At 44.1% G+C, this 26,533-nt stretch carries 26 protein-coding genes; 13 read left to right on the top strand and 13 right to left on the bottom strand.

What is annotated here, in order from left to right:
• The 3 genes from VF412_RS13075 to VF412_RS13065 form a co-directional block, all read right to left on the bottom strand.
• A partial coding sequence (locus tag VF412_RS13075) for a DUF6279 family lipoprotein (protein WP_331339700.1) occupies positions 1–677 on the bottom strand: 677 nt, incomplete at its 3' end.
• Between the two features lie 196 nt (positions 678–873).
• Entirely contained in the window at positions 874–1,812 is a 939-nt protein-coding gene (locus VF412_RS13070; RefSeq protein ID WP_331339699.1) for a hypothetical protein, read from the bottom strand.
• Between the two features lie 105 nt (positions 1,813–1,917).
• Positions 1,918–2,361, bottom strand: a complete 444-nt coding sequence (locus VF412_RS13065; RefSeq protein WP_331339698.1) for a hypothetical protein — start codon at positions 2,359–2,361, stop codon at positions 1,918–1,920.
• Positions 2,362–2,546: 185 nt separating this feature from the next.
• Between VF412_RS13065 and VF412_RS13060 the strand changes: the two genes are divergently transcribed.
• Positions 2,547–3,362: a DUF4423 domain-containing protein gene (locus tag VF412_RS13060; protein ID WP_331339697.1), complete on the top strand. Its 816-nt coding sequence runs from the start codon at positions 2,547–2,549 to the stop codon at positions 3,360–3,362.
• Between the two features lie 53 nt (positions 3,363–3,415).
• Here VF412_RS13060 and VF412_RS13055 read toward each other — a convergent pair whose 3' ends face one another.
• Entirely contained in the window at positions 3,416–5,113 is a 1,698-nt protein-coding gene (locus tag VF412_RS13055; RefSeq protein ID WP_331339696.1) for an NAD-dependent malic enzyme, read from the bottom strand.
• A 233-nt stretch (positions 5,114–5,346) separates the two neighbouring features.
• Here VF412_RS13055 and VF412_RS13050 point away from each other — a divergent pair, with 233 nt between their 5' ends.
• Positions 5,347–7,872 carry an ATP-binding protein gene (locus VF412_RS13050; protein ID WP_331339695.1) on the top strand — a complete coding sequence of 842 codons (2,526 nt, stop codon included), beginning with the start codon at positions 5,347–5,349 and terminating at the stop codon, positions 7,870–7,872.
• Entirely contained in the window at positions 7,854–8,546 is a 693-nt protein-coding gene (locus VF412_RS13045) for a response regulator (protein ID WP_331339694.1), read from the top strand. Before VF412_RS13050 ends, VF412_RS13045 begins: the two co-directional genes overlap by 19 nt.
• A gap of 229 nt (positions 8,547–8,775) precedes the next feature.
• On the opposite strand, the gene VF412_RS13040 is transcribed toward VF412_RS13045, so the two are convergent.
• Positions 8,776–10,227 carry a murein L,D-transpeptidase catalytic domain family protein gene (locus VF412_RS13040; RefSeq protein WP_331339693.1) on the bottom strand — a complete coding sequence of 484 codons (1,452 nt, stop codon included), beginning with the start codon at positions 10,225–10,227 and terminating at the stop codon, positions 8,776–8,778.
• Positions 10,228–10,438: 211 nt separating this feature from the next.
• Between VF412_RS13040 and VF412_RS13035 the strand changes: the two genes are divergently transcribed.
• The 3 genes from VF412_RS13035 to VF412_RS13025 all read left to right on the top strand — a co-directional run bounded on the left by VF412_RS13035 (position 10,439) and on the right by VF412_RS13025 (position 12,921).
• Positions 10,439–11,197 (top strand): VTC domain-containing protein, encoded by a 759-nt coding sequence (locus VF412_RS13035; RefSeq protein ID WP_331339692.1) that lies wholly within the window; start codon positions 10,439–10,441, stop codon positions 11,195–11,197.
• A gap of 296 nt (positions 11,198–11,493) precedes the next feature.
• Positions 11,494–12,327, top strand: coding sequence for a DUF6279 family lipoprotein (locus VF412_RS13030; protein WP_331339691.1), 834 nt, complete (start codon positions 11,494–11,496; stop codon positions 12,325–12,327).
• A 48-nt stretch (positions 12,328–12,375) separates the two neighbouring features.
• A complete protein-coding gene (locus tag VF412_RS13025) occupies positions 12,376–12,921 on the top strand; it encodes a hypothetical protein (RefSeq protein WP_331339690.1) in 546 nt (181 codons plus the stop codon).
• Here the strand turns inward: VF412_RS13025 and VF412_RS13020 are convergent.
• Positions 12,893–14,059, bottom strand: a complete 1,167-nt coding sequence (locus tag VF412_RS13020) for a hypothetical protein (protein WP_331339689.1) — start codon at positions 14,057–14,059, stop codon at positions 12,893–12,895. The two genes, VF412_RS13025 and VF412_RS13020, sit on opposite strands and share 29 nt — an antisense overlap.
• Positions 14,060–14,288: 229 nt before the next feature.
• Here VF412_RS13020 and VF412_RS13015 point away from each other — a divergent pair, with 229 nt between their 5' ends.
• Positions 14,289–15,527: an MFS transporter gene (locus VF412_RS13015; RefSeq protein WP_331339688.1), complete on the top strand. Its 1,239-nt coding sequence runs from the start codon at positions 14,289–14,291 to the stop codon at positions 15,525–15,527.
• 50 nt (positions 15,528–15,577) lie between these two features.
• Positions 15,578–15,814: a hypothetical protein gene (locus VF412_RS13010; protein ID WP_331339687.1), complete on the top strand. Its 237-nt coding sequence runs from the start codon at positions 15,578–15,580 to the stop codon at positions 15,812–15,814.
• 10 nt (positions 15,815–15,824) lie between these two features.
• On the opposite strand, the gene VF412_RS13005 is transcribed toward VF412_RS13010, so the two are convergent.
• From VF412_RS13005 to VF412_RS12995, 3 genes are all read right to left on the bottom strand, one after another.
• Complete coding sequence (locus VF412_RS13005) at positions 15,825–16,811, bottom strand: hypothetical protein (protein WP_331339686.1); 987 nt, start codon at positions 16,809–16,811, stop codon at positions 15,825–15,827.
• Between the two features lie 156 nt (positions 16,812–16,967).
• Positions 16,968–17,255, bottom strand: a complete 288-nt coding sequence (locus VF412_RS13000) for a hypothetical protein (RefSeq protein ID WP_331339685.1) — start codon at positions 17,253–17,255, stop codon at positions 16,968–16,970.
• A gap of 235 nt (positions 17,256–17,490) precedes the next feature.
• Positions 17,491–18,504 carry a hypothetical protein gene (locus tag VF412_RS12995; protein ID WP_331339684.1) on the bottom strand — a complete coding sequence of 338 codons (1,014 nt, stop codon included), beginning with the start codon at positions 18,502–18,504 and terminating at the stop codon, positions 17,491–17,493.
• Positions 18,505–18,811: 307 nt separating this feature from the next.
• On the opposite strand from VF412_RS12995, the gene VF412_RS12990 reads away from it, so the two are divergent.
• On the top strand, positions 18,812–19,006 hold the full coding sequence (locus tag VF412_RS12990; RefSeq protein WP_331339683.1) for a hypothetical protein: 195 nt from the start codon (positions 18,812–18,814) through the stop codon (positions 19,004–19,006).
• Here VF412_RS12990 and VF412_RS12985 read toward each other — a convergent pair.
• Positions 19,003–19,770 carry an SDR family NAD(P)-dependent oxidoreductase gene (locus VF412_RS12985; RefSeq protein ID WP_331339682.1) on the bottom strand — a complete coding sequence of 256 codons (768 nt, stop codon included), beginning with the start codon at positions 19,768–19,770 and terminating at the stop codon, positions 19,003–19,005. The two genes, VF412_RS12990 and VF412_RS12985, sit on opposite strands and share 4 nt — an antisense overlap.
• Before the next feature lie 128 nt (positions 19,771–19,898).
• Here VF412_RS12985 and VF412_RS12980 point away from each other — a divergent pair, with 128 nt between their 5' ends.
• The 3 genes from VF412_RS12980 to VF412_RS12970 all read left to right on the top strand — a co-directional run bounded on the left by VF412_RS12980 (position 19,899) and on the right by VF412_RS12970 (position 22,603).
• The gene (locus VF412_RS12980; protein WP_331339681.1) at positions 19,899–20,807 is read left to right on the top strand and encodes a LysR family transcriptional regulator; all 909 of its coding nucleotides are present in this window, start codon (positions 19,899–19,901) and stop codon (positions 20,805–20,807) included.
• A 108-nt stretch (positions 20,808–20,915) separates the two neighbouring features.
• Positions 20,916–22,136, top strand: coding sequence for an MFS transporter (locus VF412_RS12975; protein ID WP_331339680.1), 1,221 nt, complete (start codon positions 20,916–20,918; stop codon positions 22,134–22,136).
• Positions 22,133–22,603, top strand: a complete 471-nt coding sequence (locus tag VF412_RS12970; RefSeq protein WP_331339679.1) for a ribonuclease H — start codon at positions 22,133–22,135, stop codon at positions 22,601–22,603. The genes VF412_RS12975 and VF412_RS12970 overlap by 4 nt, the downstream gene beginning before the upstream one ends.
• On the opposite strand, the gene VF412_RS12965 is transcribed toward VF412_RS12970, so the two are convergent.
• Positions 22,600–23,457 carry an endonuclease I family protein gene (locus VF412_RS12965; RefSeq protein WP_331339678.1) on the bottom strand — a complete coding sequence of 286 codons (858 nt, stop codon included), beginning with the start codon at positions 23,455–23,457 and terminating at the stop codon, positions 22,600–22,602. The two genes, VF412_RS12970 and VF412_RS12965, sit on opposite strands and share 4 nt — an antisense overlap.
• Before the next feature lie 293 nt (positions 23,458–23,750).
• Between VF412_RS12965 and ftsH the strand changes: the two genes are divergently transcribed.
• Positions 23,751–25,601 (top strand): ATP-dependent zinc metalloprotease FtsH, encoded by a 1,851-nt coding sequence (ftsH, locus tag VF412_RS12960; protein ID WP_331339677.1) that lies wholly within the window; start codon positions 23,751–23,753, stop codon positions 25,599–25,601.
• Between the two features lie 309 nt (positions 25,602–25,910).
• On the opposite strand, the gene VF412_RS12955 is transcribed toward ftsH, so the two are convergent.
• A complete protein-coding gene (locus VF412_RS12955) occupies positions 25,911–26,063 on the bottom strand; it encodes a hypothetical protein (RefSeq protein ID WP_331339676.1) in 153 nt (50 codons plus the stop codon).
• A 9-nt stretch (positions 26,064–26,072) separates the two neighbouring features.
• Positions 26,073–26,489: a hypothetical protein gene (locus tag VF412_RS12950; protein WP_331339675.1), complete on the bottom strand. Its 417-nt coding sequence runs from the start codon at positions 26,487–26,489 to the stop codon at positions 26,073–26,075.
• Positions 26,490–26,533 lie beyond the last annotated feature (44 nt).

Raw genomic sequence — 26,533 nt, 5'->3', positions numbered from 1 at the left:
ATATCATATTTTTCAGGAGAGCTATAATAATCTTTAACGAAGTTCTTCATCTCTTCCGGAGAGCCTTTCATAGCCATGAACTTTTCAAAAATATATTCCTTGTTTTTTGCTTTCAGCTCGGCAGGAAAAGGGGATAGTGCGATGTTATCTTCGACCATTTTCTTTTGATCTGTATTCAAAGAGCCCACGAACATCTCAATCCATTCGAAATATTTGTCGCGGTAATCTTTTTTAAGCTTTGCTATGTTTTGTGCCTTTTCCAAATCTTCCTGATTTTTCTTGTGGAAGGCCTTCGCAAAATAATCTAACTGTTGAGAATTTGTTGTACTGATAAAATCCACTGCGGTTCCAGAAAAGCGTGAGCTGAATTGCTCGACATCTTTCATGAATAAAGAGAAATAAAAGGCAATACGCTCGTCATGAAGAGTCCCGGCAGTGACCTCTTCCTGTATTCCTTTAAGACGGGCAATCCATTGGGGCAGAACTTCGGATTTGATTCCTTGAAGATCTTTTTGAATATCGTGTTTTAAGTCTTTACTTTGCTTCGAGGAAATATCGAAGTAGTCGTCGACTTTCGATGCAATGTACGTATCCGCCCAATTGAAGGCAATATCAAGACGGCTGCAACCTGTAAGACCCAGAAAAGCCAACGACAAAACAATAAGAAACTTATTCATTCTGTTTTTTTGTGCGAGTACGTCAGAGGTGTCGTATGAGGATGGAAGACTCGGCTTCAACTCCTTAGCCCTTAAGAATATCAGGAAATACTCAGAATGTGTGGAATGATAAAGAAGGATAAGGCCTAGGTCTGTGTCTTAATTTTTAGATTGAGCAGGAAAGATCTGAAAGCGCCTTACCTGCTCAATGGCAGAATTAGTTCAACTTCAAATCATCGATCCTAAACGCCCTGGGAGTCTTCTTGCGAGCGATGATTCCGCCGTTCATATCTTGGAAAACTCCAAAGCATGAGTACATATATGTTTCGTCATAAAAAACCTTACCACGCATATCGACGTCGAACAGGCCTGGGAACTTCCAGCTGCGGCGATTTGGTTGCGCTTCCTGATTTTTCAATGTTGTTGCAAGATCGAATTTCCAGATGGCATTTAAATAACCCATCACCAAACGATTGCCGGGCAAAGCACGAATACTTAACGGAAATGCATTGTCGATTTTAATTTGTTTTTCAATATCTAAGGTCGAAAGGTTCAAAACATAAAGACCGCGAAATTGCGCGTCGTCAGCATTATCGACAGCGACAAGCGCCGTTTTATCTTCAAGAACGGTGATGTCTTGAGCGGAAGAAATTGTTGGCATCGGAATTGTTTTTTCAACCACGCCAGTTTCGAGATTCAAAAGTGAAAAGCCCAAAACGCCGTGAGTGATCAGAACCTTATCAGCACGGAAAATAAATCCTGTTGCTTTCTTAGACCACTTTGAACCCGGCCCGACTTCAGGGTGAGTGGCGTAGCTATAAAGCGCCTTGTGAGTTTTAAGATCCCAAGCTTCAAAAGTTGTTTCTGTTAAAACAAAGATTTTGCCGTCTTTGATTTTAATATCGACAACAGTGTCGTGTGCAGGGAAGTCCCAGATGTCGTTGGGGCTTTGCAAGGATTGAACGCGGACGTGGCCGATGCCATTTGCGGTATTTGGTAGACTTGCGGCCATCCATTGACTATCCGAGAAAACAGCATCACCACAGGATTCCATTTTTTCATAAGCGGCTTTCCTTAATTCAGGAAGATTTTGGGTCGCGGCGAAAGCAGATATGCTTGCGAAAGATAACGAAAAGACAAGACCAAGATTTTTCATGAAATCTCCGTTGTTGAGTTATGTGAATGAAAAATTCATAACGCGTTCACGAGGACTTCGCGAAGTTCAAATAGGAAGTGCAATGATATGTTGCACTTGGGGATGTTAAAAACCCTTCAATGGGCGTTTGCCTTTACGTTTTCCTTTGTGATGAGTCGCCAGGAACTCATCAGTTTTGGCTGCAACTTCTTCAATGCCGCCGGGAGTATCGCGGAAAGAAGCACCTAGTTCTCCTTTCGGAGAGTCCTCTGATCCAGGATCTTGCAAGCCACGCAGTGAAGAGTCCATCGCACTGGCGGCCATATCCATCTGTGATTTGACGTCGACTTCACCGCGCATGAAATCTCCAGGAAGATCTTCAAGAGTGTCTAAATTTGTATCCGTCATTTGAAATCGCTCGACAGTTGTTTTGATAGTGTCGTGGCCGGTTTCATCTTTATCGACAAGAATTTCGGTTTCGTCGATTTTGTTTTCGGTGGTCTCACCCCGTTTTAGTTGAGTGAATGGAGGAATCGCCGCAGAGGGATTGATATCTTTTTCTGGCTTCATAAATTCCTCCTTGTTTCCGACTTCAATTATAAATCTGCACTTTAAGAGGGAAAGATTTTGTTTCATGCATTCTGACAGCGAATGTTCTGAGATCAGTGAGCCCGGATTTCCGCAGCTCTAGCGGTTTGCGTGATAATTGACAAAATGTGTGGACTCGCAAAGTGAACCTTGCTCTAATTGTGTTCATGAGACGAGCTATTACGAAGACTGAAGCTTTGATTGTCGCTGAGATGAAGAAGACTTTTCAACAGAGACAGGAGAAAAATCCTCGTTACTCTTTGAGGGCTTACGCAAGATCTCTCGAGATCGAAGCTTCGAACCTATCGGAAATTCTATCAGGCAAACGCGCACTTAGTATTTTTGTGGCAGAAAAAATTTTGAAGCATCTTGATTGTTCCCGTGAACAGCAAGATGCGATGATGAATGATTTCAAAGTTGAACTTGATCAAGCCAAAAGATTTCGCAAACAATCAAGCAACGAATACCTGGTTGAGGAAGAAGGTTTTAACGAAATTGCAACATGGTATCACATGGCAATTTTGACGTTCTTCGAAACACCTCACTATGACGGAACAGTTCAAAGTGTTGCAAAATATTTTGGAATGGAAACAGACAAAGTTCAATCAGCACTGGATGGTCTCGTGAAGATGGGACTTCTTCGTCTTGAAAATGGTAAATACGAAAAAGTGGCTGCCACTTATCGTGCACCCAAAGAAAATCCAGAGAAAAAGCAACGTGTCGGTTCTGATCAAATCGTAGCAGACAGTATGGATCTTGCTGCGGATCTCTTTACGCATTATTCATACGAAGAAAAAGAAGTATGGGCGGCCTACATGGCGTTGAATCCGGCGCGTATGAGTGAGGCTAGAACTTATTACCGTGAAGGTGTGACAAAGTTCTTAAGTTCGTTCAGCTGTACGCCGGGCGAGGAAAGTGACGTGTATCAGATCTCTTTCCAAATGGTTCCTTTAAAAAATGCCGGCACTCTATTTGATAAATAAAAAAAGAGCCATCTCTGATGGCTCTTTTTATTTTTAAGCTGGAAAAGCGGCGATTACTTCGTCGCTTTTTTGTATCTGCGATATTCTGGATACCAGAAGTTTTCTTCAATAGCCTTACCCAATTCATCATCGGAAACTTTTTTAGCGACGCCGTCTTGTTGAGCAGCCTTCGCCACACGCCAGGCGATTTTCTGTGAGACCTCACGGATATTTTCGATGTTTGGCAGCAAGGCACCCTGGCCCTTTTGTGCCAAAGGGGAGCAGTCTGCCAACGCATTGCTTGCGGCCATCATCATGCCATCAGTGACTTGGCGGGCTCCTGAAGCAAGAACTCCTAATCCGACACCTGGGAAGATATACGAGTTATTGCATTGAGCAATTGAATAAGTTTTGTCGTTGTATGTGACAGGCACGAAGGGACTGCCCGTTGCAACCAAAGCGGCACCTTCTGTCCAACGAATGATATTTTCTGGTAAAGCCTCAACTCGAGAAGTTGGATTCGATAAAGGCATTACAATCGGATGAGGACAGTTTGTATGCATCGTGCGAATGATTTCTTCTGTGAACAATCCCGGTTGCGCTGAGACACCAATCAAAATAGTTGGTTTGGCATTGCGAACTGTCTCAAGCAACGAAATCTCTTCATCAGTGGATTTCCAGCCTTTCAAAGAATCCGTTTTTTGTACCAGAGCACTTTGGAAGTCCAAAAGATTTGGCATTTTATCAGTCAATAAACCGAAGCGATCCACCATGAAGATGCGCTGGCGAGCTTCTGCATCTGTCAGACCTTCTTCACGCATTTCTAAAATGATTTGTTCAGCGATTCCGCAACCCGCAGAGCCAGCACCCAAAAAGACCACGCGCTGATCGCGCAACTTACCGCCGGCTGCGCGACTGGCAGCAATCAGACATCCAAGAACGACAGCCGCCGTTCCTTGAATGTCATCATTGAAGCAGCAAATTTCTTCGCGGTACTTTTTTAAAATAGGGGACGCGTTCTTCTGTGCGAAATCTTCAAATTGCAAAAGAACATCCGGCCAGCGACGTTTTACGGCTTTGATGAAGGCGTCTACGAAATCTTCGTATTCTTTGCCGGTAATGCGCGGATGACGCCAGCCCATATACAAAGGGTCGTCGATGGCTTGTTGATTGTTGGTTCCGACATCAAGCACGACGGGCAATGTGTAAGCAGGACTGATTCCACCACAAGCCGTGTACAAAGAAAGTTTTCCAATTGGAATGCCCATGCCGCCAATGCCTTGATCACCTAGACCCAAAATTCTTTCGCCATCGGTAACAACGATGACTTTCACGTTGTGTTTTGTGACGTTGGCTAACATCTCGTCGATGTGTTCGCGATTTGGATAAGAAATGAAAAGACCTCGAGAGGCACGATAGATTTCAGAGAAGTGTTCACAAGCTTCACCGACAACGGGCGTGTAGATGATAGGCATCATCTCTACAAGATGCTTGTTGAGTAAGTGATAGAACAAAGTCTCATTAGTGTCTTGAAGGTTGCGAAGATAAACGTGCTTATCAAGATCATCCTTGAACTGACGGAATTGCATGTAGGCACGGCTGGTCTGCTCTTCGATTGTTTCAATCGCATGTGGGACAAGTCCGTGAAGGTTCAATTCGGTACGTTCTTCCTCAGAAAATGCTGTGCCTTTATTGAGCAAGGACATTTCTAAAAGAACCGTTCCAGAGTAAGGGATGTTGACGGGACGTTTACTTTTGTAGACGTTTTCCATAGAAAACTCCTCATTCAGAATATGAATCAGAAATTATTGAACAAGCTCAGCTTTTGCAATGAACTTCTGGCCTTGTTGAGGTTTTAACACTCTTCGTAAGATGCAACCCATAACCAACTGAAGCTCTCGTGAAAACCATGATTCTCGTCTCAGCCTGCCCTTAAGTCTAGAATCGCGCCTTTTCCCTCTGAAAACCCATTATTAAAAGACCTTGGAAAACCGATAAGTTGCGTATGAATTCAGCATCTTATCTGAAAGCATTGATCTCTCGTTGGGGCGTAGAATTAAGTCTTGCGGCTTTATTGGCGCTGGCGATTTGCCTTTTCCAGGACACCAAGATTTTTACTCCATCTACTGAAGCGTCGATGACGCCGCTTTCTGAAGAATCGCGCCAAGATTTGAAAGATCTGGTCGACATCGTTGAGCACGCAAAGACACACCAAAGAGAGTACGTTAAGACACACTCTCAAGAGTCACTCGCTGCATACAATCAAGATGTCACATCAGTAAATCAGAAGATGGCTCACCTCAGTCATGCTGTGCGCGAAAACGCGGATCAGCAAATGCCCATACATCAATTCAATCAGTTGGTGGCCTCGCAGTTTGAAGAATTAAGCCGGGGCCTTTCATCTGGAAAAATCCCTCGAGAGCCATCAAATATGGGCAAGCTTTATCAGATGGCGGATGAGCTTTTAAGAACAAAGCCAGCACAGAATATGACCTTTATCGAAGTCAGTGGCGTCGGATTTTCGAAAGGCGAAGTTGGCTTATTCACCGGCTTGCTTTTGTTCGCCTTGATGTGCATAAGCCGCTATTGGCACCGGCAGGAATTCAAAGAGCAAAAAGTTGAGTCGTTGTCTTTGCAAAATCGCTCGCTGTTTTTAGATACGCTTTTGGCCAGTATGAGTGAGGCCTTGATCGTCATCGATCAAGAAGGTCACTTCACGCAGTACAATGCCGCAGCTCAAAGAATTGTGGGAACGAGAATCAAAGATGTTTTCAATGAGTGGAGTTTGCGCGAGTTGGGCTTCTTTAATGCCTCTACAGGGGCGATCCTGACCAAAGAAGAATTGCCTTTTTATAAGGCCCTGTACGGTGAAACCGTTGACGATCAAGAGATCTTTGTACAAAACGCTGAACACCCGGACGGAATGTTCATCAGTTTAAGCAGCCGCGCGATCAATGACATTGATGGTAGTATTCGTGGTGCCTTTGTTGTTTTCCGCGATATCACTCGTCGTAAGCAAATCGAAAAAGAATATCAAAAAGCCCGTGAGGCAGCGGTTGAGGCGTCATTAAAAAAATCAGACTTCTTAGCGGCCATGAGCCACGAGATCCGCACTCCAATGAACGGCGTGATCGGCATGAGTACGTTGCTTGCTGATACTAAATTGAACGACGAGCAAAAAGAATACGTGGGGACGGTGAAGCGTTCGGCGGAATCTTTATTAATGCTAATCAATGATATCTTGGATTATTCAAAAATTGAAGCAGGTAAAATCAGTTTGGATCCACAGCCTTTTGATTTGAAATTTCTTATTCGTGATATCACAGAAATTTTCAAACCCGCGATTTCAGAAAAAGGTGTCGAGTTCGAATTAGAAATGAATCAACGTTCTGCTTGGAATTTTGTCGGCGATCAGGGACGTGTTCGTCAAATCCTCGTGAATCTTATGGGTAATGCTGTGAAATTCACAGAGGTCGGAACAGTCGGTCTTGCAATTACTCAGTTTAATAAACAGAACGGAAAATCTTTGTTGCGCTTTGAAATAAAGGATACGGGCCCAGGTCTTCGTGAAGAAGAACGTCGCTCCCTGTTTCAAAAATATTTCCAAACGAAAACAGGCATGAAGTTTGGTGGAACAGGCTTAGGACTTTCGATCTCGAAGCAGCTCGTAGATCTTATGGGTGGAACAATTGGTGTTGAAAGTGTTTACGGCGCAGGTTCAACATTCTGGTTCACGGTAGAGCTGCCGCAATGCCAGGCTCAAGATCTTCCTAAAAACACAGACGTGTCCTTTGCGAAATTATTCCATGGGAAAATCCTGGTCGCAGAAGATCAAGTGGTGAATCAACGTGTGGCTCTTAATTACTTGCAGAAGCTAGGCTTGACTGCCGAGATAGCTCCCCAGGGACAAGCTGCTTTAGATAAAGTGAAGCATAACCAGTACGATCTCATCTTCATGGATTGCCAAATGCCAGTCATGAATGGATTTGATGCTTCCAAAGAAATTCGCAAATGGGAAGAAGAGCAATCAAAAAAACGCACGCCAATTGTGGCTTTGACAGCGGACGCAGCAAGCTCTGCAGAGAAGTCCTATAAGGAAGCGGGTATGGATGACTATCTTGCAAAGCCATTAGAGCTTCCCAAACTGGTGGAAGTCCTTCATCGTTGGTTGAAAACAGGTGAAGAGTTGATGGATTTTAAGCTTCTAGAGAAGCTGCAAAGCTATGTTGCAAAAGATCAGAATCTCATCGCAGCCTTAATCGAAGACTTCGAATCATCTGCACCAAATCTGATAGAAACAATGAAGTCATCAGATAACTTGGAAGAGATCGTTTCGGCAGCCCATGCAATGAAATCCGCAAGTGCCGCCTTGGGTGCAAAACGTTTGGCGGAAATTTGCCAAGAAATCGAAGACTGTAAAAACTCAGAGAAAGCTAAAGAACTTGTCGAGCAAGTTGATTTGCACTACACGAAGAGCTTGAAAGAACTTAAAGCATTTCAAGAGGAGAAATCATGGCGAAAATCCTCATAGTTGATGACCAGAAAAGTGTCTTGATGACTCTGGAGGCTCTTTTGACTCCGGAAGGGCATGTCGTTATTTCTGCAACCAATGCTATTGATGCTCTTCATCACTTGGCGGCAGAGCCCTTTGATCTGGTGATCACCGATGCGATCATGCCAGGAGGCGGGGATGGGTATGCGCTCACTCGCACAATTCGAAAACAGGCACAGTTTACAAACTTGCCAGTGATTTTGCTCACAGGTAAGCGCGAAAAAAGTGACGTTGAAAAGGGAATCGAGTCTGGCGTGAATGATTACGTTGTAAAGCCTATCGATCCAGAGTTGCTGTTGGCAAAGATCAACAATCTTCTTACTAAAGAAGAGCCGACTCAAGATTCAAAGCAGTTCCTTGAGGCTCCGGTGACTTTTAAAGCGGAGTGGGACACGAAGACGGAAGTGGTTGCAGTTTCTGAATTGGGGCTGACTCTTCATTCAAATGTGCCGATGCCAGTGGGAAAGATTGTTCGTGTGAACAGTCCTGTCTTTGCAGAGATTGGCATCGAGAAAATGCCCATGCGTGTGCACACCTGCGAGGAATTGCCAGGTCCCGACGGCGGTTATAAGATTCATTGCCAATTTGTAGGCCTCACTGAGAGGGAATTAACGCCACTTCGTCTGTGGATTCGCTCAAAACGACATTTTTAGAAACCTTCTTGAAAAAGATTACTCTATGAAAGTAATGATACTTCAGGCTACGGCCAAAACTACAATTTCAAATTCTAATATTTGAAAACAGAGTTTTAAAAAACAAAATCGGCAGACTTTGAATCCGCCGATTTTATTTTGTGCACAATTCGATCTGGTTATTGTGAAGAGCGCCCATCAAGAGATCTCAACGGGCGCCCCCGCTATTTTTTCTAATCTAATAATTTAATTACTTACAAAGAGACAAGTTGCTCACCATCGATTTGATATTTGAGAGCTGAGTGTATCTTCCACCAGGGATGATTGTTGACCAATAGGCACCTGAGCTTACTGCGATCATACCTTTTCTTGAAACCTGATTTGCCATGATACCAACACCGCAATCGAGATTGATATAAGGATCTAAGATTGTTTTCTTAGGATCTGTGGCTGCCAAGTTTTTATCTTTGCTCCAGTCAATTTTGCTACAGAATTTGTAGTTCAAGGTATCCTGGTAAGAAAGCTGCAATAAACCTTCAGAGTACACAGGCTGTTTTGTCACAGGGTCCGTACCCATTGTTGTTTCCCTCATTCGAGATGTCGGACTGTAAGCGCTTTCATACTTTGTGATTGCTACGAACAACTGTGCCCATACATTGGCCTTTTGATTATTGTTCAAGTTGTTGTACTTAGGACAGAACGAAGTAATGTCGCTAGCGCCTTTCAATAGGCTGCTCCAGTTCGTCAAGATATCGTTTTGCAAATACTCTGACCATTGAACGCGCTCTGGGTGGCTTGAAGATTCCCAAGAAAGAGGAACCATTTCGTAAGCACCTTGAGATGGCGTTGTCGGGGTCGGTGAAGGAGTTGGTGTGGGCGTCGGAGTCTGTTGCGGCGGCGCTGATCCGGACCAATCTCTGCTCGTACCGCCTTTGTCTACGACAGCATAAATCAAGCTTCCGTTTTTCAACGCTGCGATAACTTTGTCGCGATTTTCGTTGGCAATTGCTGGGCAACCCCAAGAGCGACCTGCGATAACGTTAGATTCCTGAACGTAGTCTGCTTGATGAATTACGATAGCGCGAGCACGTGCATTCGAGTTCGTTGAAGAAAGACCATCAAGTCTTAAAGAAAGACCGTGTTCGCCACTATAAGTTTCTGCGGTCATGTAGTAACCTAAGGAACTCATGTTCGAGCCGGAAGAGTTACTGAATTTTGTCGCATAACCATCGTAATCAGGATCGGAACCTTTACCATGAGCTACGTGGATCGCCCATACTCCACCTGAATTCATATCGATGATGTAAAAGCGCTTCTCACGAGAGTTCTGTGCAAAGTTGATAATGGATAGATAATTTACGTTTTTGATTTTTGCTTTATTGGCATCCCAATAAACAACTGCATCTGCCAACGCCTGAGTTGGAACAATACGGTTCGGATCTAGGTAGTTATATTTTGCAAGAATTGCGGCGCGATCCGAAGTGCTAGTTGCGCTCGTATCTGTCATCGGCGTAGTAGTCGTTGAGCTAGTCGAGGTGTCTACTATTTTTTCTGTTGTTGGATCATCGGGCAAAGCCGCTTCGGCTGTGCCTTTCGAGCCTGCACCGCTGCCACATGCGGCTAAAGTAGAAACGAGAACAGTGGCTAATATTGAATTTCTGAAACGTGCGAAGAGTTTATGTCGGTTTACATCAATCGTCATTTTCCCTCCGAATGTGCGATAACAAACCTTAGCGGGGAAAAATTGCAGATTGGAAAATTACATTACCAAAATAGGGAAAATCGGACCTTCCGACGATATAGATGTAGATGAAGCTCAGGTTTTCCAGTACTGAAGCCGCACAAACAAACAGCAGTTAATACTCTATTTTCACATTCTGTCATCGCACAAGCTAAGATGTGAAATTAGAAACTTGTCGTATAGGGGGAGTTGGGATTTAAGTCTTTCCATGCTGAATCAATCGGTGCCTTCATCATTGTATAACAACAGCTTTCCGTTGCCCGCAGGGCAATGCCGCGAACGCAGTTATTTAATTCCGGCGTCTTTGACTGAAGCTATTTCCGATCGGGCCTCTGAGTTTTGCGCCCTTCATCCTCGTTCTCACGCTTCGCAAGATTATTTCTTTACTGTGAATAATCTGGATCTTCAGTGTATGAAAGAGGCTCCGCCAGAAATGGGCTCAAGTTTTAGTTTCAAAATGCGCGTGCGCTCTTATGGCGTTGAAGTGATGTCGCCCTATTTTTTAGAGATTAAATATCGCATTGGTGAGTTTGCTCGTTTGCGCACAGCCATTCTGTCTCGAGAGGATTGGAGCGAGATTATTGAAAAGTCCTTCCTGCCAGCTGATTTAGATTTGGATTCCGCGCAAACGTTGGAAGACTTTCTCTATATGATCCGTCGCTATGAGGCGCGTCCATCCGTACTTTCAAAATATCGTTCGAAAGTTTATTTGTCGCAAATGGATGATAAATCGCAAATTATTTTCTCTAATAATTATCGCAGTCAGAGCACCGACGCATGGACACTTCAACCTTGTGCAGATAAGCCATTCAAAGCTTCAGATCAGGTATGGTTGCAATTGAAATATGATCGGCAGATGCCAATCTGGATGAAAGAGATTGCAGAGGATTTCGAATTGACCGCAATCACTCAAGAAAACTTGATGATCTAGTCGCTATATCATGAAGACCCTCATATTCCTGTCAAAATCAGTCCAGGGGACTTGTGACACATAAATCGTCCCCTCATGATGAACTTCATGAAGAGAAATAAAAGAGCAGACATGATTTTAATTGCAATCCTAGCCAGTCAATTTATCGCACTGGCATGGATGAGTTTTTCCTACACCAAATCAAGAATACCTGACACATCCGCAGAGCTTGCTTTAAGCTCCCATAATTAGTTGTCATTTGTCCGCATTGCCGCTCCCCCCTGGCCTTACCGAGGAGAGGGATCTAATCTAGAGGAATGAAAAAAATCATTCTTCTTTTCTTTGCAGTGGGCGTGTTGGGCTGCTCTCGCCAAGGGGCTCTAGACGATTTTCTGGTCTTAGGCGGAACAAACATGGCGCAAATCGATCAATATTTTGATTTAAGCGATCAACAACACAAGGCTTTAGAGAAAGACACCGAGGACGATTTAGATCACCTCCGCAAGGAACGGTTTAAATCCTTTGCAAAAACTTTAAGAGATATTGATAGAAGTGCACAGAGCCCATCTAACACCAAGGTTCTCTCGACAGGGTATGCGCGATTGAAGCAGCACTATGAGGAAAGCAGCGCTTATTTTAGAAATGCCGGCACCAAGCTTGTTGCTTCTTTGTCGGAAAAGCAGATTCTAAATTTTAAGGGCAAAGTACAAGGTGAAATAAATTCGATGAAAAGTTCTATGAACGGGACCTCGAACGTGCTGGATGATGATCTCTTGAACACTTATGAGCAGGCCCTGGAGTACTGGTTTGGTGATTTAACCACCGAGCAAAAACAGAGCTTGGTGCAGTTTTCCCATGAACATCCCTATCCTTGGAAAGAAAAGATCAAAAATAAGGAAGCCATTCTGAATAAATTTATGAACGTCGAGGGAGATTCACAAAAGCGTCGTGAATTTTCTGCCGAATTCATTGTGAACTATGATCGAATGCGCACCCCTGAATATGCGACGGCTATGGATAGTTACGAAAAGAATTTTCAAAATTACTTGGATGGTTTTTGGAACTCGCTCTCATCAGATCAGAAGAAGCGGATGCATAGCTATTTGGTAGGTCGGGCTGAAAAACTCGAACAAATGGCAAAAAAACCTTAGGTGTTGCGGTCATCTGTCGTTATCATAAAATTTCCAGAAGGGATTCTTATGATCAAAAGCGCATGGATGGGCGGAGTTCTTGCTCTCGTATTGACAGCATGTACCTCGGCGTCGAAAAAAACAGAAGAGCGAGGTATTCCCACAACCACAACCGTGGAAGAGGGACGCATTGATTACAATGCCATTCAAACTTATTTAAAATTGGATCGTCCGGTCGAAGAATTAGGATATACAGAGAAAGCATTTAATACCTGCGAGGTAGGTTATGGCTACTCGCGCTCACAGAATTGCCATAAAGAATATTTCGTGGTTTTGAATTTTCGTTTGATGTGTCGTGACACCGAAGGAACGATCTCGACGATTTTGACGGATGCCGATGTGGCGCCGATCGCGGGTAAAGATGTTCGTTGGGCTTTGAATAAGATCAGTGGTAATACATCGACTGACGGCTTAGGTTACGGACAGATTCGAACAGTATCGCCAAAATCACAGTTTCATCAGCGTTTGAAGATCGCCGTTGGCAATGACTTCCTTTACATGCGTTCGGATGAAATTAAGAAAGTGATCACTCCTCGCTCGTGGTGTTATCAGTAAGTGGTGTGTTCCAAATAGAGAGGGCGGACCAAGCATCGCGAGTTTGGATCTGACTTTGATCGTAAACGTCAATGCCTACGCCCATATTGCGAATGACCTTCAGTGTATTTTTAAATTCATCCACAGTGGGTGTGACGGTGGAAGTCTGACCGGACCATGGCGATATTTCTACATGTAAAATCGGCGTCGCTCTTTTGCCTACGAAGGAAATAAATTTATTCGCGGCTTTTGTTGTCCATGACGGCGTGAAGTTGATATTTCCATATTCGGCAAGCCATTGTTGCCACAAAAATTCACCTGCGATCAAATCTACTTTTTCTAACCCTTTCAAATTTAAAATGCCGTCAAAGTCGAATCCCACTTGATTCCGTATGAAGTCAGAACTGTGCAAGTTGCCGTCGGATTGTGCCGGCCATGTTTGTACGACTCCGGAAAGAATTTTCGCTTGATGGGCTAGGGTTGCCATGATGCTCACAAGTTGAGTAATGCCTAGGGCGCGCACTTTTTTCCAATCGGTATCACCCAATTTTCCCTGCGGATATCTTTTGAAGAACTCACTCGTGACGACAGTGTTATAATCGGGTTCTCCGGTCCAAAAACAGTCTACGGTGGGCTCGACAAGCTCGAGGGCGTAAATTCCGGGGAGACGTTTCAAAAGGTCTGAGATGAACCCCTTGAACCAAATTCGATAAGCAGGATGCCATGCTGATAATAAATGCGATCTTTCAAAGGGTTTATAGTCACTGCCATCCGCTTTCTTTGAGCGCCACGATGGATTAGTTAGCCACACTTGGCGAAAATCATTGGCGGGAATCACGGCAACTACTTTCAAACCAACGCCTTTGGCTTTTGCAAGAAGTTTTAAGAACACTTGTCCTTCGCCATAAGTCGCTTCGATCTCCGTCAGAGGGTAATCTGTTTTGTAGAAGGCTCCATGAACGGGACTATAAGCATAAAGATAGAGTGTGTTGACTCCCGCCTCCTTGGCGCTGGAAATCACGTCGTCAATAATCAGATCAGTGCTGAGTCCTGGATAGAGCTTGTAAAAATAAGAAGGATCAATGCGCAAAGCACGTAGACTTGCCTGGCAATTCCATCCAAGCAGGCATAGTACTAATGTGTAGAAAGTGATTTTCATCGAGGTCCTCCTCTGTGCATTTTAGAGAGGACAATCCATTCGCGAAATCTCTTCGATGAAAATACACTGGAGCCCGTTGCTCGAGATTTTCTTGAGGTCGCATTTATTACGTTTAACATATTAGTTTTCAATATGGTGAGCTGCGAAATTTTTTTTCCACCTCTGTTAAAGTCTTGGGTGTGTCCAGTGAAGGATGTTATTATGCGGACATCAAAGGATGTTCTTCTCAATGAACTCGAGTTCCAGTTCTATTTTAGATTTTAAGAAGTTAATGACCGCGCGATTCTTTTTTACTCTGGCTGTGCAGATGCAGGCCGTGGTTGTGGGATGGCGAATTTACGAACTGACTCAAGATCCATTGTCTTTAGGTTTGATTGGTTTGGCTGAAGCAATTCCCGCATTAAGTTTGGCTCTATGGGCTGGATATATCGTTGACCACAGTCGTCCTATTGGTGTTTATCGTTGGGTTCTTGAAGGTAGTTTGATTTCAGCTTTGATTTTGTTGTTCTCGGGCCTCTTTCAAGATCAAGTTTCATCGTTCTGGCAAATTGCTGCTTTGTACGTAGCATCTGTTTTCACTGGCGGAGCGAGAGCATTCTCGCAACCAGCGATGTTTGCAATTCTTCCGCGTATCATCAAACGTGAAGAGGTTTCTCAAGCGCAGGCTTGGACAAGTACTGTGATGCAGGTAGCTCGTGTCGCAGGCCCTGCACTAGGTGGTTTGGTTTTTGGATTTTTGGGTTTAACGACTTCATTTGTTTTAATTTGTGCGTTGTTATTAATTGCACTTGTTGCGACTTATTTGATTCGTGCCCATATTGAAGCACCGATGATGACTGGTGAAGTGCGTTCTATGCGTGCACAGTTGGCTGAAGGTGCTCGCTTTGTGTTCGGTCATCCGATATTATTTCCAGCGCTGACACTGGATATGGTGTCGGTTCTTTTTGGTGGTGTGACGGCTCTTCTTCCGATCTTTGCAAAAGAGATATTAAATGTAGGACCTCGGGGTTTAGGTGCTCTTCGTGCGGCGCCGGCTGTTGGGGCTGCGATCATGGGCTTGTATTTGGCTCGAGTACCGCTTCGTCATCGTGCGGGTTCTTGGCTATTTACAGCGGTAGCAGGTTTCGGCGTTTGTATCTTGGTCTTTGCTGCCAGTAAGAATTTCTACCTTTCTATTTTTGCACTTGGGATGAGCGGTGTCTTTGACAGCGTCAGCATGGTCGTGCGCAGTACAGCGGTTCAACTGGCGTCACCAGATCATATGCGTGGTAGAATCTCTGCGGTGAATTCAATGTTTATTGGTTCATCGAACGAACTTGGGGAGTTTGAATCAGGTCTAGCTGCAAAATTGCTGGGTACAGTGCCTGCTGCCTATGTCGGTGGCGCTATTTGTCTTCTTACAGTCGGTGTGATGGCTATTTTGTCTCCAGCTTTACGAAAATTGGATTTAGACAAAGTTTCCGCGTAAAAGTTGCGCCTATTTCATGACATCTTATTCTATTAAGGAGTGAGGTGACTATGGATTTAGAACCACAAAGACGAACTCCACAAAAGCCGCAAATTCCAAATACTCTCCTTACTCAAGATCGTCATGATGAGGAAGAGGAAGTTGTGGAGGGAATGACAACTCGTGATCATAAATCGAATGATTTTCGTGAAAGCCCATTGAAGGTTTTCATTGGCACCGAAGTCTTTTTGTTAGGTGCCGGTATCGTGTTAGGTTTACTCGCGTATTTTTTCTTCCGTGCTGTTTAAGTCTGTTAGATTATTTGTTGGGGCAATAGCCAAATCTTTTGCACTCATACCATGTTCCATTACGCAGCTCTGCTTCAGAAAGAAGTTGATTGAGGCGAAGACTGTGATGCTTTTGATTCTTTTGAATGTTTAAGGATGACATTTTGAAATAAGGCGAGGTTGGGACGGGTTGCTGTCTTACATCCCACGTCGTGATATTCTTAGGACCAACCCATGTGTACATCATTTCGGGGTCCCAAAAACTAATAATTGTCTGAGGTTCATTATTTTTTGCCCAACGAGCATTCTGTCCCCTTAAATATCCCCAAAAGCCGATGTCGGCTTTGCGCGAGGTGGAAGACAGAAGGCGAATTGGAACTTTTAAAGTTCGTTGCCAATATTGAGCAAGCTCTATGGGAAAAATATTTAGAATTTGCAAAAAGCTGACAGCAAAGGCTGCACATCCAGCGCCTTGCCCTAAAAGAGGATCAGAACGTAACCCACCATAGATGGTGTTGATTTGCAGAGCCTTATATTTTCTAAGATAGTCCTTGGCCCTGTAACATTGCTCTTGGTTGATTTGAATTCTCAAGCTTCGAACATAGCCCTGCTGTTTGAGTAAAGGGAGCCATTTAAGAATTTCTGCCTCTTGATAGAAACGTCCCTTCACATCAATCAGAAAAGTTTCAAGAGCTCGTCCCCGCACCATTAAATCCCAAGCATAGTTCAGATCAGACCTGTCCGATGTCATTCCTGTGTAGATCGGCGCTTCGTCGTCACATTGAAGTTTCACATCGACGTGAGAAATACTATGGGGGTAAATGTCATAGCGATACTGATCACCCTCCCAGTGGCCGATCATGCGAAAGGAGTTGTGATAAGCACTGCGCACCAGCTCACCCGGTGTCGACCAGTTCAGCGGCTTTGGAGCACGATAAAAGAGGAGTTCCAGCTCGTGAGCGTGCGCTATGGAGCTAGATAAACCAAGGGCAAATAAAAGTGTGAATAGAATATTCATAGAAGGCTCAGTTCTATCGTGAGCCGGGTACCAACGCCTAGAGGGGGCGTTTAATTGCATAAATTTTTGTTGGGTTGTGTAGCAGAGCAAAGCGGACGCAAATAAAGAAGCCAGATTGAAGAATCAACCTGGCTCGTTAGAAATTTAAAAAATAAGTTAGTGGCCGCCGCTGTAAATGGACTTACAAATAGTGCCGCAACGATAGAAGTTGCCATTGTGATCACAACAATAGTTGGCATGATCAAACTCATAACCGCCAGGACATGAGTTTGTACTACTCATGCAGGATTCATTATGACCAAGATAAGGTGAGTCACAACTTCTAAGATAGGGTTGGATCACGCCTTCTGTTGTTGGTTCTTGCGCTATAGCTTCATCCTGAGCGTAAGCACTTGAAAGACCAGCCATTACTAATACGATCGTAGAGAGAATCAACTTTTTCATGTGGGCCTCCTTAGCCGTAACTTTTTATCAAAGGTAAAGAAACTCAGACCGCTCCGTCTGCTACTTTGTGTTCGCTCTGCAAACAATCACCGGAATGACGTTCTTGGAACGATGACGACATAGAATGGAAGCTTAACTTTTATCAAAAGCCAGACCTTTGGCTTCTTAAAAACACACGAACCCTCGAGGGAAGGCACCTCAGGGCTCGTGACGGAAAACAATTTAAAATTTCTTACTACAGGTGAGACAACAAAGATCCCAAAAGTGATCCTACGATGGAGCTGACAACACTTGCAGTTGATGATGATGTATTTGTAGATGCAGAGTTGTTAATACCAGAAAGAAGACTTTGTAGAAGAGTGCTTAGTACTGATGAGTTTCCACCGATTGATGACACAACTGAACTCAAACCAGAGTTTGAACCTGAAGTGAAGGCACTAATAAGACTTTGTAGAGTTGTCGATGCTGTGTTGCTAGATCCCAAGTTAGAAATCAAACCTGTAAGTCCAGTCAATGAGCCAGATCCCAAGGCATTCACGATAGTTGAAAGAACTGAGGAAGAGTTGCCAAGGTTGCCCAATCCAAGTACTGAACCGGATGCCAAGCTTTCCACAACAGATGTCAAGCTGCTAACATCAAGGTCTTTATTGCTCAGACCGCTCAGTAAAGTATTGATGATAGAGCTAGCCGCAGAAGACTGATTGCCAGAACTTACGCCAGCAGAATTCAAATTAGAGAACAACGAGCTTGCTACACTTTGAATCAAATTTGTCGATACAGAACTGGTGGATTGATTCACCAAAGAATTCAAGACGCTGTCGCCAATCGTTGCAAGCAAAGAAGATGTGCCAGTGAGGTTTGAAAGATTCAATGTGCCTACACCAAGGCTTGCACCTTGAATGATACTAGGAATAATCGCAGATAAGTCATTGCTGTTGGTAAGATTTGCTGATTCTAAAGATGCTGCTGCGCTGGCGATGATTGTACTGATTTGAGCTGAGCTAAGACCGAGACTGCTGAGTGAAATCTTTTGTTGTGCGCCAACTGCGGCTTTCGCGACAGCTTGACCCTGAAGGTCTGCTTGTAAATCGCTTAACATTGTTTGTGCCGCTGACTTTTGGGCCGTCGTCGAAGAAGTTGATTGAGATGAATTGCTGCTACTTGTGCTGTCAGCCGTTTGCAGGCCATTACCGCATCCCGCGAGCAATCCTACCAAGCCAAGCGATAGAAGTAGTTTTGTGCTGTTCATTGATTCCTCCAAATTGAAATCTGAAATCCATGAACAGGTTAATGCGGAATTTTAAAAATAAAAATGGGTCAAAAAAAATAGATTTGAAGGTGTTAACCGCGAAGACAGATTTTCAAAACATTGTGTTAACAAAATTCACAAAAGTTTTTAGATCACATCAAAACGGAAAGTGTTTGAAAAAATCTGAATGAAGTTTAAGCGAAAGCGGCAAAAAATTCCCCTTGGTAAATTCTCAGAATGACACGGGGAAAATGGGATTAACCGGTTTTAAGGGCTGCGGTGTCTACATATTAATAGGAGGGCAAGGATGCGCTTCGTAATGCTTATGATGATTATTTTAGTCGGTGCTTTTGAAATCACAGGGATGACTGAATTGAGGGTTCAAAATAATCCCCCTGTTATTCAAGAAGAAAGCCCTCATCAGGCTTCCTCCTTGATGGATAAGATCCGCCGTCGAAAGTTACTGACGATTCTTCAAGGGATTGAAATATCAATCGCTTAGAGGAACATACCGCCAGAGACTTCAATTCGCTGGGCATTGATCCAGCGATTGTCTTCAGAAAGAAGGCTTGCAATGACACCGCCAATATCATCGGCGACTCCGACACGACCCAACGCTGTCTGTGAGGAAATGAATTTCTCCATTTCGGGATGTGAATCAAAAGAGTCTTTTGTAAAGTCCGTGTGAATTGCGCCCGGAGCGACAACGTTCACGGCAATACCTCGAGCACCCAATTCTTTCGCCATATAACGCGAAAGAACTTCGATGGCTCCCTTCATAGCTCCGTAAGCGGAATATCCAGGAATTGCAAAACGTGCAAGACCTGTCGAGATGTTCACGATTCGTCCGCCATCTGCGATGATAGGCAAAAGCTTTTGTGTTAGGAAGTAAACTCCTTTGAAATGAACATTCATCAGTTGATCGAATTGCTCTTCCGTTGTCTGTGCAAACGGAGAATGGATTCCAATACCTGCATTATTCACTAAAAAATTGAAATGATCGCGACTCCATGTTTGTTTCAAGGCTGAGTGGACTTGCTTGGCAAAAGCCTCGAAGGATTTTGAGTTACCGACATCCAATTGTAGGGCCATGGCCTTGCGACCTAAAGCTTCGATTTCGCGAACGACCTCTTCGGCTTCTGTCTTTTTGCTGTTGTATGTGAAGATCACGTCATGACCTTGCTGTGCTATTTTTAATGCGGCATTCTTACCAAGGCCTCGGCTGCCACCTGTGATTAATGCGATCTTAGTTTCTTGAGTGCTCATAATATCTCCTCTGAAAGTGTTTTCTTGATCTGTATCCATCGTATTGTATGAATAATTTTGTATAAAGACGCAATTTGTGGATAAACTGTACATAAAATCAGAACAATGGACATGAGCCGGGAGCCTTTATGGATAGCACTCATTCAATGCGCATTTTCATCAATGTCGCGGATTTAGAAAGCTTCACAAGAGCCGCAGACACGATGGGTTTGCCTAAGGCAACTGTGTCGGCAGCGGTGCAACAGCTTGAGGCCGAGCTTGGGGCAAGACTTTTAAATCGAACGACTCGCACTGTGAGGCTCACCCAGGATGGACAACTTTTCTATGAACGTTGTCGAAGTGTGTTGTCTGATTTTGATGAGCTGCAAGGAATGTTTCAGCAGGCTCCTAAAGATTTGTCAGGCAAGGTGCGAATTGATCTGCCAAGTCGACTGGCAAGACAGCTTGTGATTTCTCATTTGCCGCAATTCAATAAGCTTTTTCCAAAAATTGAAATTGAGTTGGGCGTGACGGATCGCTTTGTGGATCTTATTCAAGAGGGGGTGGATTTTGCTGTTCGTGGCGGGAATTTGCAGGACTCTTCATTGATTGCAAGACCATTAGGGCGTAGACCTCAAGTAAATCTTGTCAGTGCGGGCTATATCAAAAAATACGGCAAGCCTAAAAGCATCGAGGATCTATCCAATCACTTTGCGGTGAATTATTCGTCGCGAATGGGAATGCGGGCGGCCCCGGCAGATTTTGAATATTTCGAAGATGGCAAAGTTCATAACATTCCAATGAAAAGTCTTATCACAGTGAATAATGCCGAGACTTATTTGGAATGCTGTCTTGCAGGGTATGGGATTATCCAAGTGCCCAATTCGCATTTGCAAGATTTTATAAAGTCTGGACAACTTGTTGAAGTTCTTCCCAAACATTTGCCGGAACCTATGACAATGTCCATTGTCTATCCCTCGCGCCGCCACGTCTCTCGTCGGGCTTTGGCTTTGATGGAATGGATGGAGGCTCTTATTAAAAAGGACCTTAAGGGATAGTGTTTTGAGATTTGCTTATTTTTCGGTGGCTCAGTGCAATTCCACATGAAATTTCATTTGAAGGGAGTACGATCTTCTCAAGAGGCAGTCGTCCTAGGGAATGGGTTTATGTTAAAGGCTCTTCGACAACCACAACTTCTGCGTTTGTGGTTTGGTCAGGCATTTTCTTCAGTTGGTGACGAGATTTATCGTGTTGGTCTGACATGGTTCGCTGTGGGACTTATGGGGGCGAACACGGGATACCTAGCTGCCGGACAAACTGCAGCGCTGATGCTTTTAAGTTTCATTGGTGGCAAGTGGGCAGATCAGTGGCATCCCCTTCGTACAATGGTGGGGGTTGATCTTCTCCGCGCTGGAATTGTTTTGATTCCTGTCATCGTGTCTGTTTTCTTTCCGCTACCATTGACGATTTTGTGGACTGTGGCTTTGATTCTGTCGGCACTAAGTGCTTTCTTTGATCCTGCGACTCAAGCGACGATTCCGCTGTTAGCAAAAGATACTGAGACGATGCAATCTACAAACGGATTGATGGGCACAACAATTCGTATGGCACGTATGGTGGGCCCGGCGATTGTAGGACTTCTTTCTGCTTTTATCCCGATGATTCATTTCTTTACATTAGATGCGATGACTTTTGTCGTTTCAGCATTGTCGGTTTATTCCTTGCGCACCTTTGTTCCTCAGAACTTGGGGGAAGAGCAAACGAAGCGGGCGAGCTTTCTTGATACTCTTGATTCGGGTTTTCATTTAGTGCGCAACAAAGCTGGAATGAGTTATATTTTCTTTTCAAAGGCAATAACATCAGGAGCTTGGACTTTGGCTTTAATGATTGGATTTCCTTTGCTTGTTCACGAGATGACCCAAGGGGATGCGAAATCATTCGGTCTTGTGATGGCATCTTATGGGCTTGGAAACTTTGCGGGCTCTCTTTACTTCGGAAATCGAGCGCGCAAGCGGCTGTTGTATTTACTTTACTCTGGATACATGTGGTTGGGTTTGGGCTTTATGTTAATGGGGTTTGCACCATCTATTGCTTTAGTGATTTTGGCTGCGGCTTTGGCGGGCTTGTCCGGACCAATGAGTGATTTGTCCTTTATCGATCTTGTGCAAAAGAAATTTCCAGTTCGTGATTTGACAAAAGTGTTCCGTTTGAAAATGGCGTTAGAATCCACAGCGACTTTGTTTTTCACTCTGATTTCCCCTTGGATGATCAAGGGATTCTCTGTTCGTTCGATGATTGTATTTTGTGGTGTAGTGTGGGTGTTGGCTGGGGTCGGCGGATTCGTCGTGCAATCCTTATCATCGGCAGATGCAAAGGTGGAAGAGTGATAATCCAAAAGCTGAAATCTTTACTGCTAAGGGGCCATCGATCGCCGCTATACGAAGTGTACACTGATGGCAGTTATAAACACGGTCGTGGCAGCTGGGCATTTGTGATTTTAAAAGATGGAAAAATCTTAAAAGAATCTTCAGGTGCGGCTCGTAGGACCACGTGCACACGAATGGAATTTCAGGCTGCCATAGAGGCCTTGCAAGTGCTTCCTGAAAATGTTGAAGTGATATTCTACACAGATTCTCGAATCCTGGTCGATACAATGACATTGTGGCTGCAAGAATGGAAAGACTATGGCTGGGTCAAAAAAAATGATCGACCCATTCCCGGGGTCGATCAAATGCAGATCTTGGATCAACTTTCACAAGATCGTAAAATTCAGTGGAAGTGGATCAAAGCTCATTCAGGCATTGTTCATAACGAACGTTGTGATGAGCTTTGCATCGCTGCCCGCACGATTTAGAAATCAGTAATACGGTCTACCAACTCTGGATAATCAACGAAGGGATTGCGATTTCCTTGCGCCCCTTGGATGGCGTTGTTACGTGCGATTTCTTCGTCGTCTACAGGGTCTTCTTGATTCCATTTTCGCAAAGCGGCCTCTTGCTTTCCGTCGATGGGAAGCTCGTAACGAACAGAGAAGTAAAACAAGGCACGAGCCACGTTCCCTCTGTGATCTTTTGGCGGTTCGAAAACATCAGCGCCGCCGCCAGCAGGTGTGCCGTAACGTGATACTGGACATTTCAAAGTCTTCTTATCTTTTACCACTTCGCCGAAGGCGTTGTTGCCTCGAACAGAGTTCATTTCATTATCCGCAGGGAACAGGTGGTGAAGATCAGACTTTTGCATGTTCTTATCGAAACGACCCGAGAACTTGCTTTGTGGCCATGTGTGCTCGGTGTTCAAGATGTTGCCATCAGGAATCACGCGGGGACCTGGAGGAGTTCCATGAATGAAATCGGCCGTCGTTTTATCAGTATCACAGTACACATCGTGGATGGCGTAGGTGTTGTTGCCGCGATCTTGAAGATAGTAAACGCCCATCATAAAGATACGTGCGCGATCATAACCTAAAGAGATATGTGCATAACAGCCTTCTTGGCCCGCACAGTTGTTTACGATCTGGTCGGGACCGTTATTTGATTTGACGTGATAGCTGCGCAAAACTTTCTTGATGCTTGTTTTAAGCGCCTCATTTGAAACGCCTGAAGCAAGCTCTTGATAAAACTGTTCACCATAATAAGGAAGTTCTTGAGAAACCTGTGCTCGTGCAAAAGCAGCAGAAAACAAAACGAAAACAACTGCGAACAATTTCATCTACCCTCCAAGATCAATGTTCGAAAGTGTTGTGGTCGTTCGGTGAAGACAAGGCAAACAAAAAATTCTTCTTAACGAAAAATGAACGAAATCGCACAGCGCGCAACAAGCATTCAGTAGAGATGTTCACGAAAGAGGCGAAATATCATCTTGAGGTGATAACAATTGTTAATCACCTTTCGAAATTCGCCGATTTCTGTATATGAACAAAATAATTTCCTGCGTTCTTGCAACCCGGGGGATTTGCGTATTCATTCCAGTTGAATTCTTTCATCATGAAGAGGGGAGTTCATATGTGGAAGGACCAACGCACAAGTCTTATTATCGCATTTGTCCTGATCTTATCTTTTTTTTGGATGCAAAGTATTTGGGTGCAATCAAGTCAAGTCGCCGCAATTCCCTATAGCGAGTTTGAAACTCTTTTAAAATCTCACGGTGTGGATCAATTGCAAATCTCTGAAAAGTACATCCGTGGTGAGTTCAAAGAGCCTCGCGCAGATAAGAAGAAATATTTTGTCACAACCCGTGTTGATCCTACACTAGCCAAGACATTAGAAGGCACTGGAGTGAACTTCAGTCAAACTGTCGAAAATACTTTTTTGCGAGATATCTTATCGTGGGTTCTACCGACGTTAATCTTTTTTGGAATCTGGATGTTCCTCGCAAGGAAAATGGCAGAAAAAGGAGGAGTGCCAGGCTTGATGTCAGTAGGTAAAAGCAAAGCCAAACTATATGTCGAAACAGATATCAGAACGACATTTGAAGATGTCGCCGGAGAAGACGAAGCCAAAGATGAACTCAAAGAGGTTGTCGATTTTTTGAAGAAGCCAGAAGACTACGGTCGTCTTGGAGCAAAGATGCCGAAGGGCATCTTATTAATTGGTCCCCCAGGGACGGGAAAAACATTGCTTGCGAAAGCGGTGGCCGGGGAAGCTCGAGTCCCATTCTTTTCAATCAGTGGTTCCGAGTTCGTTGAGCTATTTGTGGGTGTGGGGGCCGCTCGGGTGCGAGATATGTTCGAGCAAGCTCGGCGACAAGCTCCATGCATCGTGTTCATTGACGAGTTGGATGCTTTGGGAAAATCCCGTGCCTCGGGAATGTTTTCTGGTGGACACGACGAAAAAGAGCAGACACTCAACCAGTTGCTGGCTGAACTAGACGGTTTTGATACTCGCATAGGAGTTATCATCCTGGCCGCTACTAACAGGCCAGAAGTTTTGGATCCGGCCTTGCTTCGCGCGGGACGTTTTGATCGTCAGGTTTTAGTAGACCGTCCTGATAAAGTGGGACGCCAGGCGATTTTGAAAGTTCACGTGAAAAACGTAAAAGCTGGCAGTGACGTGAACCTAGAACATATAGCAGCTTTGACTCCGGGATTCACGGGCGCAGATTTGGCAAATCTTGTGAATGAGGCGGCTCTGGCAGCGACACGAAGAAAATCTGAAGAGGTGAATGAACAGGACTTCATCACAGCGATCGAGCGCATCGTGGCAGGTCTCGAGAAAAAGAGTCGCATCCTTGGCCCTATGGAAAAGAAAATTGTTGCCTATCACGAAATGGGGCATGCTTTGGTCGGATGCGCGTTGCCTGTTGATAAGGTTCAAAAGATTTCGATCATCCCTCGGGGCATTGGCTCTCTTGGTTACACGATCCAGCGACCTACAGAGGACCGCTATTTGATGACTCGTCAGGAATTAATGGACAAGATGTCTGTTCTTTTAGGAGGCCGCATTTCCGAAAGCATTATTTTCGGTGAGATTTCTACGGGAGCTGCTGATGATCTAGTGAAGGTTACCAACATCGCAGAGGCTTTAGTTACGAAATATGGGATGAGCCCTAAACTTGGGAACGTCGTCTTTGAGGAAAAGCAAAATACATTTTTGGAAGGTACCTACCAAGCACTTCCTCACCGCGAACGAAGTGAAGACAGTGCCCGCGCCATTGACGAAGAAATCCGAAGAGTCATTGATGAGGCAGCGAAGACGACACGCTCTATTTTGGAAACCAATAGAGATCTTTTAGAAGAGGGAGCGCGTTTGTTGTTAGAGAGAGAGACTTTATTAGAAGCAGATGTTCTGGCACTGGCAGGCAGACTAAAAATGCCTCCACCCCGCAAGCCGATGGAGTCGCAGCTTTCTTTATAATTTTCTTTAAAAATATTTATTAAATTCGATTGAATTGTGATCTTTCGCAAGAAATAGGTCAGACCTTCAGCGCATTTTTCAGTTCTGGACACATCATTCTACGCAAATGGGATATTATGAAACTGTGAGTTGGGACTGATTATTTGAAAGGATTTTCATCCCTCAAAAGATGGAAAAGAGGATAGGGTAAACAGCTTTCTTTCATGAAGTAGTTTTGGAAACAAGATGATGCTAGAAACAAAAGTTGTCCGTTAAAAATCCAATGCCTTTCAAATACGGGCAGAGTTTAGAAACTCTGCCCGTCAATTTTTACCCTCTGTGTTTGAAATATTGAATTTGTCTTTCATGCTGTTGGGCTTCTTCAAGACTGTCGAAAGTTCCCAAGTTTCTTCTCTTATGCGTTTTAGGATCGATCTTGCGTGAATAAATTCGGTATTGTCCGGTTTTAAGTTTGCGAATCATAAAGACCTCTTATTTTTTGTCTTTGAATTTTTGCTTGGCGGATTCGTAGGAATTAGAAAGGTCATCCCAAGACTTGCTCATGCCCTCTTTCATTTCATCCCAGGCCTTGCCCGAGCTTTTTTCTAACTTAGCTAGGGACTGCTTCATATCACTTTCTTTCTTCTCGAGTTTGGTAATTTCTTCTCGCAAATCCTGTTTGGCAGCCGCACTTTTTTTCGAGGCATCGTGCCTCATTTTTGAAATATCTTTTTTCATATTGTCGAGTTTCATTCTCATGTCGGCTTGAAATTTATCTTTTTGCTCTTTTGTATATTCTGATGCGGTGCTGACGGCTTCGTTGGTCTTTTGTTTCACTTCTTCGGCTGTTGCTGCAAGTAAGACGGCGGGGATTAAAAGGGCCGTCATCGTTAGGATCAATTTTTTCATTTAGGCCTCCTATAGGTATTGAAAGGATATTTTAAAAAGACCTG

It is taken from the genome of Bdellovibrio sp. (assembly GCF_036384735.1).
Lineage (GTDB): Bacteria > Bdellovibrionota > Bdellovibrionia > Bdellovibrionales > Bdellovibrionaceae > Bdellovibrio.
Note: the sequence above shows the minus strand (reverse complement) of the source record. Positions and strands in the feature narration are given on the sequence as shown.

Excerpts from the sequence above, each read along its gene's own strand:
- VF412_RS12980 (WP_331339681.1), top strand. The coding sequence starts at position 19,899 with ATGGATAGCACTCATTCAATGCGCATTTTCATCAATGTCGCGGATTTA.
- VF412_RS12950 (WP_331339675.1), bottom strand. The coding sequence starts at position 26,489 with ATGAAAAAATTGATCCTAACGATGACGGCCCTTTTAATCCCCGCCGTC.
- VF412_RS12955 (WP_331339676.1), bottom strand. The coding sequence starts at position 26,063 with ATGATTCGCAAACTTAAAACCGGACAATACCGAATTTATTCACGCAAG.
- VF412_RS12975 (WP_331339680.1), top strand. The coding sequence starts at position 20,916 with ATGTTAAAGGCTCTTCGACAACCACAACTTCTGCGTTTGTGGTTTGGT.
- VF412_RS13005 (WP_331339686.1), bottom strand. The coding sequence starts at position 16,811 with ATGAATATTCTATTCACACTTTTATTTGCCCTTGGTTTATCTAGCTCC.
- VF412_RS12995 (WP_331339684.1), bottom strand. The coding sequence starts at position 18,504 with ATGAACAGCACAAAACTACTTCTATCGCTTGGCTTGGTAGGATTGCTC.
- VF412_RS13045 (WP_331339694.1), top strand. The coding sequence starts at position 7,854 with ATGGCGAAAATCCTCATAGTTGATGACCAGAAAAGTGTCTTGATGACT.
- VF412_RS13020 (WP_331339689.1), bottom strand. The coding sequence starts at position 14,059 with ATGAAAATCACTTTCTACACATTAGTACTATGCCTGCTTGGATGGAAT.
- VF412_RS13055 (WP_331339696.1), bottom strand. The coding sequence starts at position 5,113 with ATGGAAAACGTCTACAAAAGTAAACGTCCCGTCAACATCCCTTACTCT.
- VF412_RS12985 (WP_331339682.1), bottom strand. The coding sequence starts at position 19,770 with ATGAGCACTCAAGAAACTAAGATCGCATTAATCACAGGTGGCAGCCGA.
- VF412_RS13030 (WP_331339691.1), top strand. The coding sequence starts at position 11,494 with ATGAAAAAAATCATTCTTCTTTTCTTTGCAGTGGGCGTGTTGGGCTGC.
- VF412_RS13065 (WP_331339698.1), bottom strand. The coding sequence starts at position 2,361 with ATGAAGCCAGAAAAAGATATCAATCCCTCTGCGGCGATTCCTCCATTC.
- VF412_RS13040 (WP_331339693.1), bottom strand. The coding sequence starts at position 10,227 with ATGACGATTGATGTAAACCGACATAAACTCTTCGCACGTTTCAGAAAT.
- VF412_RS13025 (WP_331339690.1), top strand. The coding sequence starts at position 12,376 with ATGATCAAAAGCGCATGGATGGGCGGAGTTCTTGCTCTCGTATTGACA.
- VF412_RS13015 (WP_331339688.1), top strand. The coding sequence starts at position 14,289 with ATGAACTCGAGTTCCAGTTCTATTTTAGATTTTAAGAAGTTAATGACC.
- VF412_RS13050 (WP_331339695.1), top strand. The coding sequence starts at position 5,347 with ATGAATTCAGCATCTTATCTGAAAGCATTGATCTCTCGTTGGGGCGTA.
- ftsH (WP_331339677.1), top strand. The coding sequence starts at position 23,751 with ATGTGGAAGGACCAACGCACAAGTCTTATTATCGCATTTGTCCTGATC.
- VF412_RS13010 (WP_331339687.1), top strand. The coding sequence starts at position 15,578 with ATGGATTTAGAACCACAAAGACGAACTCCACAAAAGCCGCAAATTCCA.
- VF412_RS12990 (WP_331339683.1), top strand. The coding sequence starts at position 18,812 with ATGCGCTTCGTAATGCTTATGATGATTATTTTAGTCGGTGCTTTTGAA.
- VF412_RS13060 (WP_331339697.1), top strand. The coding sequence starts at position 2,547 with ATGAGACGAGCTATTACGAAGACTGAAGCTTTGATTGTCGCTGAGATG.
- VF412_RS13070 (WP_331339699.1), bottom strand. The coding sequence starts at position 1,812 with ATGAAAAATCTTGGTCTTGTCTTTTCGTTATCTTTCGCAAGCATATCT.
- VF412_RS12965 (WP_331339678.1), bottom strand. The coding sequence starts at position 23,457 with ATGAAATTGTTCGCAGTTGTTTTCGTTTTGTTTTCTGCTGCTTTTGCA.
- VF412_RS13000 (WP_331339685.1), bottom strand. The coding sequence starts at position 17,255 with ATGAAAAAGTTGATTCTCTCTACGATCGTATTAGTAATGGCTGGTCTT.